Source organism: Bradyrhizobium sp. Ghvi, from assembly GCF_900115265.1.
Taxonomy (GTDB): Bacteria; Pseudomonadota; Alphaproteobacteria; order Rhizobiales; family Xanthobacteraceae; genus Bradyrhizobium.
Map to the genome: position 1 here is coordinate 44,923 of NZ_FOVU01000014.1, position 13,911 is coordinate 58,833.

At 59.1% G+C, this 13,911-nt stretch carries 8 protein-coding genes; 7 read left to right on the forward strand and 1 reads right to left on the reverse strand.

Features of this window, described 5'->3' with window-relative positions:
• Nucleotides 1-110: 110 nt before the first annotated feature.
• The 7 genes from BM374_RS32980 (at nt 111) to BM374_RS33010 (ending at nt 8,580) form a co-directional block, all read left to right on the forward strand.
• Nucleotides 111-1,706 (forward strand): acyl CoA:acetate/3-ketoacid CoA transferase, encoded by a 1,596-nt coding sequence (locus tag BM374_RS32980; protein ID WP_092302461.1) that lies wholly within the window; start codon nt 111-113, stop codon nt 1,704-1,706.
• Nucleotides 1,707-1,718: 12 nt separating this feature from the next.
• Entirely contained in the window at nt 1,719-2,483 is a 765-nt protein-coding gene (locus tag BM374_RS32985; protein WP_244552778.1) for an enoyl-CoA hydratase/isomerase family protein, read from the forward strand.
• Nucleotides 2,484-2,533: 50 nt separating this feature from the next.
• Entirely contained in the window at nt 2,534-3,319 is a 786-nt protein-coding gene (locus tag BM374_RS32990) for an enoyl-CoA hydratase-related protein (protein ID WP_092302463.1), read from the forward strand.
• Nucleotides 3,320-3,427: 108 nt separating this feature from the next.
• Entirely contained in the window at nt 3,428-4,774 is a 1,347-nt protein-coding gene (locus BM374_RS32995) for an MFS transporter (protein ID WP_092302465.1), read from the forward strand.
• A gap of 65 nt (nt 4,775-4,839) precedes the next feature.
• The gene (locus tag BM374_RS33000; protein WP_092302467.1) at nt 4,840-5,991 is read left to right on the forward strand and encodes a glycoside hydrolase family 88 protein; all 1,152 of its coding nucleotides are present in this window, start codon (nt 4,840-4,842) and stop codon (nt 5,989-5,991) included.
• A 944-nt stretch (nt 5,992-6,935) separates the two neighbouring features.
• On the forward strand, nt 6,936-7,310 hold the full coding sequence (locus tag BM374_RS40345) for a helix-turn-helix domain-containing protein (protein WP_092302469.1): 375 nt from the start codon (nt 6,936-6,938) through the stop codon (nt 7,308-7,310).
• Nucleotides 7,285-8,580 carry a type II toxin-antitoxin system HipA family toxin gene (locus BM374_RS33010; protein WP_092302471.1) on the forward strand — a complete coding sequence of 432 codons (1,296 nt, stop codon included), beginning with the start codon at nt 7,285-7,287 and terminating at the stop codon, nt 8,578-8,580. The genes BM374_RS40345 and BM374_RS33010 overlap by 26 nt, the downstream gene beginning before the upstream one ends.
• A 635-nt stretch (nt 8,581-9,215) precedes the next feature.
• On the opposite strand, the gene BM374_RS33015 is transcribed toward BM374_RS33010, so the two are convergent.
• On the reverse strand, nt 9,216-9,488 hold the full coding sequence (locus BM374_RS33015) for a hypothetical protein (protein ID WP_092302473.1): 273 nt from the start codon (nt 9,486-9,488) through the stop codon (nt 9,216-9,218).
• Nucleotides 9,489-13,911 lie beyond the last annotated feature (4,423 nt).

Genomic DNA, 13,911 nt, shown 5'->3' on the forward strand with positions numbered 1-13,911 from the left:
GATAGAACAAGGTAATGTAAACCTTTTCATAACGCCTGCGGAACGCAGGTGCAAGGCGCGTTCGGCTGCAGCGCATCAGGAACAGTGGCCGGCGGTTCAGTGGAGAGAGTATGCAAGCGAAGAAGAAGCGAACGGGCGAGGTGCCAATTATTACGGCTGAGGAAGCCGTCTCGCTGATTTCCGATGGCGATTGCGTCTATTTCGGTGGCTCAGCCGGCGTTGCGATCCCCGAGCTCATCATCGACGCGCTCCGCGACGTTCATTCCGGGCGGGGGTCTCCTAAGAACTTGATGCTGGTCGGTACCGTGGCCATCGGTGATTGGGCCACGACCGGATTCAACAAATTGGCGGCTCCGGGTCTGGTACGCCGCGTAGTGGCGAGCGGTTTGAATAATTGTCCTGCCCTTGGACGACGTGCGCTGGCCAATGAAATTGAAGCGTACACCTTGCCGCAGGGCGTCTTGGCGCAGCTCGCTCGCGAAAACGCAGCAGGGCGACCGGGCGTGATTACGAAAGTTGGGCTGCGGACATTCGCCGACCCCCGGATCGGCGGCTGCAGGCAGAGTGAGTGCAGCAAAGAGGATATGGTTGCTGTTGTTGATATCGAAGGAGAAGAGCATCTGCTCTACAAGACCTTCCCAATCCAGGTCGCGATCCTCAGAGGCAGCATTGCAGACGAGAAGGGTAATATCTCGCTCGAGGAAGAAGCTTATGTCGGCGAAAGCATGTCGATCGCGGCAGCAGCGCGCCGCTCTGGTGGGATAGTGATTGTCCAGGTGAAGCGGGTAGCCGCATCCAATACCTTGAACCAACGAGAGGTAAGAATACCCGGGGTTTTGGTCGACTATCTCGTCGTGGATCCCAATCAGCGGCAGACCTATGCGACTGAGTATAGCCCCGCCTATGCCGGGAAAATGCGCGTGCCGGATGGCAAAATCGCCTCGCTCCCGTTCGATGTGAGAAAGGTAATCGCCCGGCGCGCGGCGCTTGAGCTGACCCCCGGAGCTACCGTCAACATCGGCTATGGCATCTCGAACGGAATTGCGGTCGTCGCCGCCGAAGAAGGAATATATCGCTCAGTCACACTGACAGCTGAGCAGGGTGTTATCGGCGGCATTCCTGCACCCGGACAGGATGCCGGCGCCGGCACGAACTACGACATGATAGCGCCGCAACCGGATCAGTTCGATTTCTATGACGGTGGCGGGTTGGATATTGCGTTCCTGTCTTCTGCGGAAGTCGACCGGCATGGCAACGTCAATGTGAGTCGATTCGGCGACAAGATCATAGGACCTGGCGGCTTCATCAACATCAGCCAGGGCGCCCGAAAAGTCGTTTTCTCGGGCACTCTCACGGCGTCGGGACTGAGGGCGATACCGCATGATGGCTCTCTCGTCATTGCTGAGGAGGGCACGGTCAAGAAATGGGTGAAGGACGTCTACCAGATCACCTTCAGTGGCACATTTGCAAAAGAGCGCGAGCAAGAGGTCGTATTCATCACAGAGCGTGCCGTATTCAAGCTTACGCCGGACGGCTTGATGCTGACCGAAGTCGCGCCTGGCGTGTCGGTCGAAGAGGACGTGCTGGCGAACATCGAATTCGACGTGCTCGTGTCGCCTGACCTCAAGCTGATGGACGCGCGGATATTTAAGAACGAGCCGATGAACTTGGCGGTTCGGTTCCACGATCGTGCCGGACAAGCGTAAGGAGCGGCTGACGTGAAGTTCGTTTCAAGAGAATGCGAGGACAAGGTCGAGATCCTGGCGATGAATAGGCCAGAGCGACGCAACGCTCTGGGCGAAGACATTCTGAAAGATCTGGTTGAATCGGTGGGTAGGGCGGCGAACGATAAAGACGTCAACGTGATCTTGCTCACTGGCAACGGCCCGGGCTTCTCAGCCGGTGCAGACCTTAAGGATTTTTCGGCTGGCGACACCAACGACACCTTTGACCTGAATCGCCGGCTGGGCGCATTTGTACGCTCTCTCGCTCTTATCAGGAAACCTGTCATCAGCGCTGTCGATGGGTTTGCCTTGGGCGGCGGCTTGATGCTGGCAGCCTCGTGCGACGTTGTCGTAACAGCTCGCGCAACGCGCTGGCATTTGCCGGAAGTCTCTCTAGGCTGGTTGCCGGGCTTCGGGCTAGACACCTTAGCTGCACGCGTTGGACCATTTGCGGCTCGCTCCTTGAGCTGGAGCCCGACTGCGATCGACGGGGTAGAGGCTCATCGATTGGGGCTGGCTGACATTCTGTCACCGCCTGCTGAAACTGCTCGCGAGACGGCGCTCCGTTACGCCAAAGGCCTAGCAGCAATGCCGCCTCATGCCGTGCTGACCACCAAGCAGTTCTTCTCGACTTCGATAACCGCCAGGGCAGAAGTCATGGATGATTTGGCGAACCGCTACTTTGCTCAGGACATCCTCCACGAAACGGCACGAGCGAATATGCAACGCTTCCTTCCGAAAAAGACCGCCGGCGCCTAGCCTGCGGGGACAACAAGACTGTTCACATGGCTTGTTTTTCAAGGAACGATATGAACCACGACAGCCGCCCCCTCATCATCGCCGAGCGGCGCGACCCAGCCATACTCCTGCTGCGGCTCAATCGGCCGGCGCAAAGAAATGCACTGAGTGCCGCACTGCTCTGTCGACTCGCCAATGCACTTAGCGCAGCTCGTTCCGATGAGTCTGTGCGATGCGTCGTTCTCAGTGGGGATGAACGCGTCTTCTCCGCTGGTGCTGACATCAAGGAGATGCAGCAGCACGGCTTCGAGGCGCTGAGCGATCCTACACGGCAGGATGCATGGGATATCATCGCCACCTTCCCCAAGCCGCTCATTGCGGCTGTCCGCGGCGTGTGTCTCGGCGGCGGCCTCGAACTCGCGATGCTCGCCGACATCATGCTGGTGGCGGAAGACAGCGTGCTCGCGCAGCCGGAAATCACGATCGGGATCATGCCAGGCGACGGCGCTACCCAGCGATTGACGCGGATTGTTGGCAAATCCCTGGCCATGCAGATGGTGTTGACAGGTGAGCCAATCAGCGCGGAGCGGGCCGTTGCTGCCGGACTCGCGTCCGAAATGCTGCCGGCATCCGAGGTACTCGGACGCGCGCTCGCGATAGCGCGGGTCATCTCGACTCGCGCCCCGGTCGCTGCCCAGCTAGCCAAGGAATCGATCCAGGCAGCTTACGAAACTCCCCTGTCGGCCGGCTTGGCAGTCGAACGGCGCGCGATCCAATACGCATTCACCACCGACGATCAAAAGGAGGGCATGGCCGCCTTCACCGAAAAGCGGCAGCCGGTGTTCTCCGGACGTTGACGGGGACAAACGAAGGCGACTTAGCGCTCGTCCGCAATGCGGCAGTACTCAAATGGTGCTTCCGCGCGAATATGTAAACGTTTTCATACAACATAACGGAGGGAATGAATGACGACTATTATTGAACCCATTGCTCCAGCCACGCCGCAAACCATGGCGCCAGCCGCCTCCCATGAAAAACAAGTCGCCACGAAGAGCATGACTATAGCCTTGGGCGGTGGCGTCGCTCTGGAGTGGTACGACTGGACCGTCTACGGAATGATGGCTGCTTTTCTGTCGCCACTCTTCTTTCCTTCCACTGACCCGACGACATCCCTGCTCGCGGCACTTGCGGTGTACGGCGCGGGCTTCTTCGCGCGGCCAATAGGCGCAGCGATCCTCGGTCCTATTGCCGATCGCATCAGCCACAAGCGGGTAATGATGATCTCCGTCACCGCGATGGCATTGTGCTCGCTGCTGATTTCCGTCTTGCCAGGTTACAAGGAGCTTGGCGTTGGGGCGGCAGTGATATTGCTGCTCGTCCGGCTCATCCAAGGGCTCGCCACTGGCGCTGAGGCAGGTGTCGCCAACGCCATAGCGATCGAACTCGCCCCGCCGCGCCAGGAAGGGCGATATCTTGGTCTGATCAGTGGCACATTTATCCAGCTCGGTGTCTTCGCATCCAGCCTGGTCGCCTTTCTCGTGAGTGCCTCGGTCGCGCCCGAGACCATGCACGAATGGGCTTGGCGGCTGCCCTTTGCGGTCGGCGGAGCGCTCGGTCTGCTGATCATCTATTTGCGCAGCAAACTGCCAGAGACCTTGATCAAACACGTCATGCATCGCGACGAACTGTCGCGCACTCAGGAGACCACGGCCGGCGTTTGGAAGACGCTCTGGAGCGTACGGCTTTCGCTGCTCGCCGTCATCCTGGTCGTCGGAGCGGTGCAGATCGCAAACTACGCCTGGAATGCTGGTTTGCCCAACCTGGCAAACGGCGTGTTCAAGGAGAACAGCACCTGGGTGTACGGGATTACGACCCTTATGGGCGTGATCTGGATCGTTACAGCGCCCTTCGTGGGCGCCTTCGCAGACAAGGTCCGACCGTCTCGCGCGTTCACGCTGCTGCGGCTGCTGCTCGTCGCGTGCTTCTTCCTCACGTTGGTCTATTCCGAGAAGAGCATTTCAACGTTCTTCTTCGTGATGGTGTTCGGAGGTGCGATCGTCGGCTTCAACATGGCTCTCTACAACTTCATCGCAACCACCCTGATGCCGCGCGCGGTGCGTACGACGGGTATCGCTGTCGGTTATGCGCTCGGAGTATCACTGTTTGGCGGCACGTCACCCTATCTGCTCGTGTGGTTGCAGCATGCGCAGATGGCCTGGATGTTTCCAGTCTATGGATCTGTGATCGCGGTGCTGAGCGTGGTCGTTTATCATGTCGCAAAGAAGCGCGGTCACGTCTACATCGGCGACTAGATTCAAGGCTTCTCGCTTCACGTTTCGGGCTCCGTTGGGGCCTCACATTTTTCTTGGGAGAAAACATGTCGAGCAACGACTTCCTCGATGCGCGCGAGCGCATGCTTATGCGCATTGCGCAAACGCGGGATGCTTGCGCAGCTGGCCTGCCACATTGGGCTCGCATCGAGGATGGAAACTGGACGTTCACGCCCGATGGTGATTGGACCGGCGGAGCCTTCGTCGGCGAACTCTGGCTTGCCCATCTCGCTGATCCGCAACGCTTCCCGATATCTGATGCGCATGCTGGGCTCGTCCGGATGCTGCCTCGAGCCCAACTCCGGACGGCATTTAAGGGATTTGGCTTCTATCACGGTGCGGCGCTCGGAAGCATCCTCTTCGGGGATGAAATGGCACGCGACGCTGCGCTCACGGCAGCCAGGTCGCTGGGGCAGATGTTTGACCCGAAGTTGGGCTTAATCCCGCTAGGCCAGGATGCCGAGGAGGCGAATGCTGTCGGTGCAGCCGAAAGCAGTATCGACTCCCTCCAAGCCACCAGCCTGCTTTATTGGGCCGCGGACCAGCTGGGTGACTCGTACCTGGAGGATGTCGCTAACTCCCACATGCGCAGGGTATTGGAAATCCATGTGCGGGCCGATAACTCGGTGATCCAGTCATCCACACTCGACCCGCAAACCGGTAAGGTGCTGAGAACACACACGCATAAAGGATACAGCGATGTGAGCACCTGGGGACGTGCACAAGGCTGGGCGATGCTCTATACCGCTCATGCGGCCATGGTTCGCCCCAAAGAGCCCTTGTGGCGCGACTATGCGGTGCGCGTGCTCGACTGGTGGATCGACCACGTCCCTGCGGACTTGGTTGCGTACTGGGACTTTGATGATCCTGCCATTCCGAGGACCAGCAGGGACACCGCGGCCACTGCTATCGCGGCAGCAGCATCCTTGCGGCTTGCGTCCGCACTCGGCTCCACTGGTGGCGCCAAGTATCGAGAGTTCGCGGAACGCACCGCCACCCAGTTGATCGCGCGCTACCTGACGCCCACCCAACCAGGCGATCTGCGTCCGATCGGAATGCTCACCGGGGGATGCTTCACCCGAAAAGCCGTGGCGCGAGACATCGACACAGTGCAAGACGCAGAACTGATATTTGGTAGTTACTTCCTGTTCGAGTGTCTTGTGGTTCTCACCGGCCTCATGACCGTGGGTCGGATTTGACCCTATGTTCGGCATTGAGGTCACGGTCGCGCCGAATTAGTCGCGCAGAGCCGGAGGCATGGGAAATGCGCCTGATTTGCATCCCGTTCGCGCCCACGGCCTACGCCTTTGGCTCTCGATGCCCGGGGAGACGCTCCACGCCGGAATTGGTGCAGGCCGGTTGCGAAGATGATCTCGGTCATCATTTCAGGTGACCGTGGCATTCGCCAATTGCTGCATTTGGTCTTGCCGCGTGGGCTACTATTATCCTCAACGCAGTTGTTCAGACCACTAACCGCCGACCTGCCGCGCGGCCTCGAACGTGCGCTGGCACGAGAAGGGTGTCACCCTGCCGATCCGGTTTTCGTTTGCTGCCGTGCTCCTCGTTGAAGACACGGACGAGCGGCCTGCGCAAAGCCACTTCCGTTTGATTTCAGATCGCAACATCGGCATTCCGTTACTGGATCACTTGGCGCGTGAGGTCATAGCTTCTCCATTAATCTGGGACTGGCCTGACTTCGAAGCATCCCGCCTGTCGACACGAACAGGACGTGCGGCTGGCAATCATAGGCACGCCCGATCACCTAGCACCTCATGTCTTGACGCGGTTTCGCGGCACCGAGATCATCGCCTATTTCGCCGTCCGCTGCCGGTTCGTGAGCCGCACAAGATCGCCGAGATCGTTGTGAGGCCGGTAGCGCCGACCGGGACCGCCTCTACGCTGGGACGTGCTTCGCTCGAGGGATTGGCGGGGATTGGATGTTCTGTTTGCTAAGCGGCAGAATTCCCGATCGGTAACTTTCTCGGGCGCTGAGCCTCGCGTTGATGAAAATGTTCCCGATCGGTAACTTTTTGCTATCTCTCCCTTGGAACTCACTGAAAGTTCCCGTTCGGTAACTTTTCTGTGGACATCTGCTGTTTCAACCCCTAGAGTTCCCGTTCGGTAACTTTACGAGGAGAGAGTTATGAATGCGCCTACAAAGAGCACTCCCCCCTCGGGTGGAAACGAGGCTCCTGGCGAAACCGGTGTCGCGTGCCAAGCCGCCGAGTTCGCTGCAGCATTCGGTCGCCTCATCCAGGAAGAACGCAAACGACAGGGGCTCCGGCAGGACGAGCTGGCCATGGTGAGCGGGACAGGAAAGCGCTTCATCGTCGACCTCGAGGCAGGAAAAAGCACCTGTCAGCTCGGGCGCAGCCTGCATGTGGCAAACGTCTTGGGGCTGCGCATCGAGGATGTTCTGACGGATGTCCAAGCCCGCCGCGCCAACACTTCCCATGCACCAGACATTCCCGACAGCGACGAGGAGGAGCCTGATGGACCGTCTTCCGGTCTACTTTGAGACGCGAGAGGTCGGCTGGATCACGGCCGTCGACGACAGGTCAGACTTCACCTATGCCGAATCCTGGCGCGAGCTGACCGGCGCCTTCCCTGTGTCGCTCACCATGCCGCTGTCGCGGGCGTCGCACGATGCCTCGGCAATTCTGTCATGGGCGGCAAATCTCCTGCCGGAGAACGCAACTCTCGGGACCGTAGGTCATGTGCTCGGCAAGTCGCCGGCCGATGTCATCGGTCTTCTTGCCGAAATGGGCCGCGACACCGCCGGCGCGCTCTCCATCGGACAACCTGGCACCGGGCTGATCGCAGGCAAATGGCGAGAGATCCCCGACAAGGCCTCGCTCGAGCGCATCCTCAGTGAACTACCCCACAAGCCCTTCCTCATCGGCGAAGATGGCGTGTCGATGTCGCTTGCGGGCGTGCAGACGAAGCTCGCTGTCGCTGTGGATGGCGACACCCTGTACATACCGATCGGCGGCGCGCCATCGACCCACATCATCAAACCCGATGGCGAGCGCTTGCCCGGGGCCGTCCAGAACGAGGCCTTCTGCCTGACGCTCGCGCGCATGATCGGAATCCCGACGCCGAAGGTGACGACGGGAACGGCAGGCGAACGCAGCTACCTGCTGGTTGAGCGCTATGATCGCCGTCATGACGGCAAGAGGTGGCGGCGGCTGCATCAGGAGGACTTCTGCCAAGCCCTGGGTCGACCGCCAGTTGCCAAGTACCAGAACAACGATAATGGGCTAAAAGGACCATCATTGGCCGACATGGTCGGTGTGACCCAGCGCCACATGACAGCACAGGAGACCGCCCGCTTCGTCGATCTTGCCATTTTCAATCCGATGGTGTGGAACACGGATTCCCACGCCAAAAATTACTCGCTGATGCTATCGTCGCGCGGCGCCGCCATGGCGCCAGGCTACGACATCGTGTGTGCTGCGCCCTATCCGAATATCACCCGCAACATGGCGCAGAAGATCGGCGGCCAGAAGCAGGCTGACCAGCTCGGACGCAACCATTGGGAGCGCTTCGCCATCGAGTGCAAGCTCTCTCCGGCGCAGACGATCAGGCGCGTCTCCGAGATTGCTCAGGCCGTGACGCACCATGCAATGGCGGCAAAGGCCGAGGTCGAAGCGATGCCCGCCGGCGGCGATCCCGTCCTCGACACGGTGGTCGAGGCGATGACTTCGCGCGCACGCAGCTACCTAGAGCGCCTGAAGCGAGGGGATCCAGCGCCCGAAGGCGCAGCTGCCCCATCGCCCTTGCGATAGCCGCATGTCGCGACGAAAGCCGAGGATTTCTCATCCAAAGTTGACCCCGATCAATACGAAAAAAAGCAAGCTCAAGAGCCTTTCGAGGCGACTACGTAGTGCGCTACGGACGCGACATAAATCGCTGATTGAAAAGCGCAAAATCCGAGCTTCGGCAAAGAAGGCAAGCAAGTCCAAGAAGATTGGAGCTAAGGAACGGATTGGGATGCGAGGATACAGCGTTCTTCAACGATATTTTGCGGAGGTGCCGCCGCGCGATGGAAACCTGGCAACCTGACAAAGTCCTGAGAGAGCTGCTTGCAATCCGACCCGAATTCGGCGGACAGCTACACGCTTCGTGCGCAGCGGCAGGCAACTGCGACGGAAGAAGCGGGTACATGGTCCACTCGGCGAGGATCGCAAAATGCTGATTAGCTGCCTGCGAAACGCCTATCACGCGCTGGACAGCTTTCTTCATGTCCCGACCATTCGTCAGTCCAATCTGGAATGGGTTGCCGCGATAGCCGCGTGCGGGCCCTCGAAATCCATAAACGCATGTCGGACGTACTCGCCCAGCAGGTCGCGTCATCGGAAATCTCGGAAATTTCTGCCACTGCAATTGTCGCTAATGCGAAGTGCCGGTCGGTCGCCGCCGGTCACGGGGCGACGTTTAGCGCCAAAATTGCGATCACCGCCGTCACGACTGCGACTGTCATAGTGACGGTTTCGAAGCCAATCCCCCAGTCGCGGCCTTCACCAAAGGTCCACCACAAAAGAACCAATCCAAAAAGTACGCACGCACCGCCGTTAACGATGACGCGATTGGATCTGATGTCGACAGCGCCAGAAGCAAAAATGACTATTCCCAAAGTCAGAAGCGCTAATGCTGTTCCGCCAGTCAGAAAGTTAGAACCGCGTTTACGGGGCATCTCTGGCACTCCGTTTAGTGGATCAGACCGAAATCGCCTCCGTACAACTTTCGAGGGTAATCGCCCAGCGGCGGATGTCGAGGCTTTTCCAATGGAGGCGGAGGGGAGCGGAAACCGCCGACGAGCCCGCCGCAAGACTATCGCGATAGCTACAGTTCCAGATTTAACCCGATCCCGCTACATCAAGCTTAACTCTCGGCTTCGATTGCAGCCGTACCTCCAGCTGCTAACTTTCGGGCACCGGACATTGCCCCGTCCGGGTCCACCCAAGGTGAAGTCGTCGCGCCAATATATTCGGCGCGACGCTTCGTTTGATCACGGGCCGTTTCAGTTGGAAGAGCAGCCGGACCATGACAGGCTTGATCTGGTCGAGATGCGTCGGCAACTCACAGCGCTGCGATCGCAATACTCAGACAATCTTCAATTTGCGTCTCTGTTGAACCGCCTTCTTGTGAAGGTCGCATTTCTGACGGAGCCAACGGACCTCGCACACGAGCGATATCTTCAATCGGAATTCGAAAGGACGTTGGCCAAGGTCAAACAGATCGCTGCGGGCGCCAACGCCGCTTGAGGGCATCCCGCCATTATGTCCGGGGCTGTTGGTCTTTCGGCGAACTCCAGTCCGCGCCGTGGAGACGGACCATCTCACGATGGGACCACTTGACCGAGGCGCGCTCAAAGCAGAAACCCGCGGCGACCGAAGCGCCCAGCGCAAGCCCGCAGGCGACATAGCTGTTCATGTCCCACAAGATATTGATGCTGGCGACTACTATGAAAGTGAGAGCCATGACCGTATTGCGACATGCCGTAACCATTTTGCTCCCCGGCAAACTGCTGAGGACCTCCTACCATTGCAACGATGACGATCAGCGGCGTCGATGTGACGCCCCGCGCCGCTTTTCTGCGCGGAGACGCTAGGGATAACCGGCTTCGGGCTCCGCGGACGTGGGACGCAAGTGGCTGACGTTCTCGCCGGCGGCAGCGCGATCGATTATCGACGCGCGTTCCTCGGCCGCAATCTTGGCGAGGACGTCAAGTTCGTTATCCAGCGACATACTTGAAGGTGCTGATGCAATCGCGGAATTCCTGTTTGGCGGGAAGAACGAGGATGATCGGGACCGCAACAAGCGAAAGGTCTAGTATCTCGCCGAGAGGTCAAGGCTCCCGCTTTTCCGGCTAGAGACCATGTTGTGCGCGCGAATATCCGTGCTCCTTGGATTTATCTCCAACCAGGAACGGCGCTTTGCGGCGGAGCAGGGCTAGGTTGCTTGCCCTGCCCAACTATTCGGCGGCAATCTGTACTCGGCCTCGCCGTCTTCCTCGTCGCCTTCCACATCCACTCCCTCCTCGGAAATGGCGCCGGGTAATCCCCGTCGCCGTACCAGTCCTTGCGAAGCTCATGCCTATCCGCCGCATAAATGGTGGTGACGAGCTCAAACCCGTCGAGAGGCATTCCGCCCGTGTTTACCTTTTCAAAGACGACGCAAACGGCCTCCTTGGACGTGGATCGGTCGAGGGGGACGACCGGGAGGCGGTAGTATTTGAAGTTTCGAGCACGTCCCGCTTGACTTGCGAAACTCCTCGCGGGGACGGCGGCTGATCGATGCGCCAATGGCATCGAAGCCGTCCTGCCATTTGTCCCAATCGAACACCTTCGTGACGGGTACATCAGGCTGCGCGTATTCCTGCTGGGGGGATCGAGAGATCGAGCTCCACGGAGCGACCGAAATTGCCACGGTCGAGCCGACATCCAGCTACCGATTTGGAAAGGTGGAAAGTCTCCGCAATCGCGAGAAGGCGAGACGGGCGATCTGGGATCGTGGCCGCCCGACCACCGAGACCTATAGTAACGCCGAGCTAACCCTCCAATCAGATGCCGCAAACGTTTTCCTCCAAGCCTGATTACTTAATCCGGTATTGGCGCGAACATGAGCTTCGCCCTCCCAAAGTATCCGTCGTCGACGTCCTGGCGAAAAAGCTCGAACGCATTACCGATCTAAATGCGAGGTCGCCCACTCGCATCCAGAACGTGAAATGCCTGGACGCACGCAAGGCTGGCTCCTCTAGCAGGATAAAGGGGCCTGACAGTGACCGACACCTCTCCGACGTACTATGGCATGCGCACCTACGTTAAAGATCTGTGGTTGAGAATGTGGTTTCTCGGAGGCGCCGAAGAAGTCGACGCGGCGACGCTGAAGGCCGCCGTGGCGGCGCTAGCAGATGGACGCCTACGGTGATCCCCATCGCGTGGGTTCGGGTGTGGATTTGATATGCGCCGCCGCAGCCGCTTCGCCCGTCGAGGCGAGGGAACTCGCCAGGCCCCGTCCGACCCGCTGTATGGCTCTTGGTGAACTGGTCGGCCAGATCGAAGTCGCGCGGCCCCGGATACGATCGGAATGGCGCTCGAGGGGCGTAAGTCCGATAGCAGGGAGACCATGCTGGCGCTGTGGGGAGTGTTGCAGTTGCGGCGAGGTCATCGGCTAGTTGACCGCCACTCCCATTTCGCCAGCCGACGAGGCCGCGATGCGGGCGCCTTTTTGCTGTCCTCCTCATGGACACGCTGCCCGGGACTGCGCGCGTTCGCTATCGTTTCCCTCGCTGACATGATCTTGTCGCTCCGGTTGCGTTCGCATCATCGGCGCCAGGACAGCAATAACATCTTCTCACACTCAACGCACCGCTCAGAGATGGTGAGAGCATTCTGGGCGAGGTCCGCAAAATCGTCTCTCTATATTGCCGCTGCCATCGTTAGCGTTGCTATGGCCCGTCATGATTGCGGCTTTGGTTGTCTCGTTCAAGACGTCGTTTGTTTCAAGCGCGACAACAGCACCGCCTGCAACTACGTGCTGCGGGCGAACCGACATTGTTGCTTCAGAAAAACGCTCAAGCGGCATTGGCATGCCGGTTGCTTGAAGATGTGACGAAACGATCTGTGACGATAATGCTCGTCTGGCAACCGATCTAAGTTTCCAGATGAAACTTGCCCGCTGATCGATTGCAGAGGTCTTCTGATGCGCTTTCCCAGCCGCGCAACTGCGGTCGCGAACTCCGCGGTTGGCACGTCGGTTTTCCGGGCAGAATCCGATTGTCTTGTAACGGGCTCGCGACCAATGGCGCTCCTCAAGAACACGGTGCAAACCAGGGTGAAGGTGTTATACGTGAGGACAATGGTTTGCATCACTTTGGTCGGTGTCCCAGGCGCGCGTATCTGCGAGGTGCCGGGCCTGAATTCGTGAAGCTAAGCGGTGGCCTCCAACAGGTAATTTGTAGATGGTCAATGAGCCGATGCAGGATGATTGGGATCCTGAGAAAATAATCAGGCAACAGGACGAGCTCAAGGTTAAGCTGCTTCGCGCCCAATCGGTTGTCGCCGAATGTAAGGCAGGATTGGCGGATCTGGAACGGAGGCTTGAGCGCCGGGCGGTGTCATCGTCGATCGGTGAATGCCATAGCAACTCTGCGGGAAACAATTCTGCGCAAATACCGAGGCCTCGATGATCCTGTTGAGCAGGATGCTGACGTGGCGTTTTGGCCTCGATCATGGGACCGCTGACGCTAACGCCGACGATATCGATACACATGATGGTGCGAACCCCGCCGGCGAACTGCACAAATGGGTCCGGCCTGACGAGACAGCGTTTTCGGTTGATCGCGGCGCGTTGGCGGGGGGGCAGTAGCACCACAAAAGGGCCGTATCGCCGCGTGTTGCAAGCGCCCCCGTTTTGGGGCTGCTCATGCAGATCTTCTGGATCGCAGTCTTCAAAGAGCTCTCCACCTTGACCCAGGGCCAGTTCGGGCGTTTGTCCGTCTTCCAGCGTTCAGATTACCGGTACGCCTGTCTGAAGAACGGGCGCGAAGCGGGGTCCATGATCACGATGGTCCGCTATGGCCCTGGGGCATTGAACGCGAGCCCGGTTGGCGCTGACCGCGCTAGCCGATCATGCCTCATCCGGCATATGATGATGACAAGATCTGGCTGACTAGGCCCCGATTCCGAAGATGCCAGGAAGAGCGTTCCCGGGGCGAATGCGATCCGGTGCCGGCCGATGCCTCGTCAGGTTCTGGAAAGCTTGCCCGATTACGAACTTAACGGGGTGATCCTGAAGGCGGGATGATCAACCGTTCCCATGTCGAAGATCAGATCGCCTATAATGTCGAGCAGATGAAGTTCTTCTGGCCTTGTGGACCTGGAAATCGGCTAAGTAGCCGGGCTCAATCGAACGCAGCGGATCGCCTTCGACGGCGCTTGGTGCCAGCGTCCATCGATAGTCTATGTCAATCACGCGGGCGCTCGATTCCGATCGTGCCGCCGTGAAAGCCGATTCCTCCACGTTCGTCCAACCACGTGTAGTTACAGATTTTTCGCTGCGCCTTCTTGGCTGAACGGCAGCTTCGGTGTCACTGGCCGTAGGAGCTCCTGTCA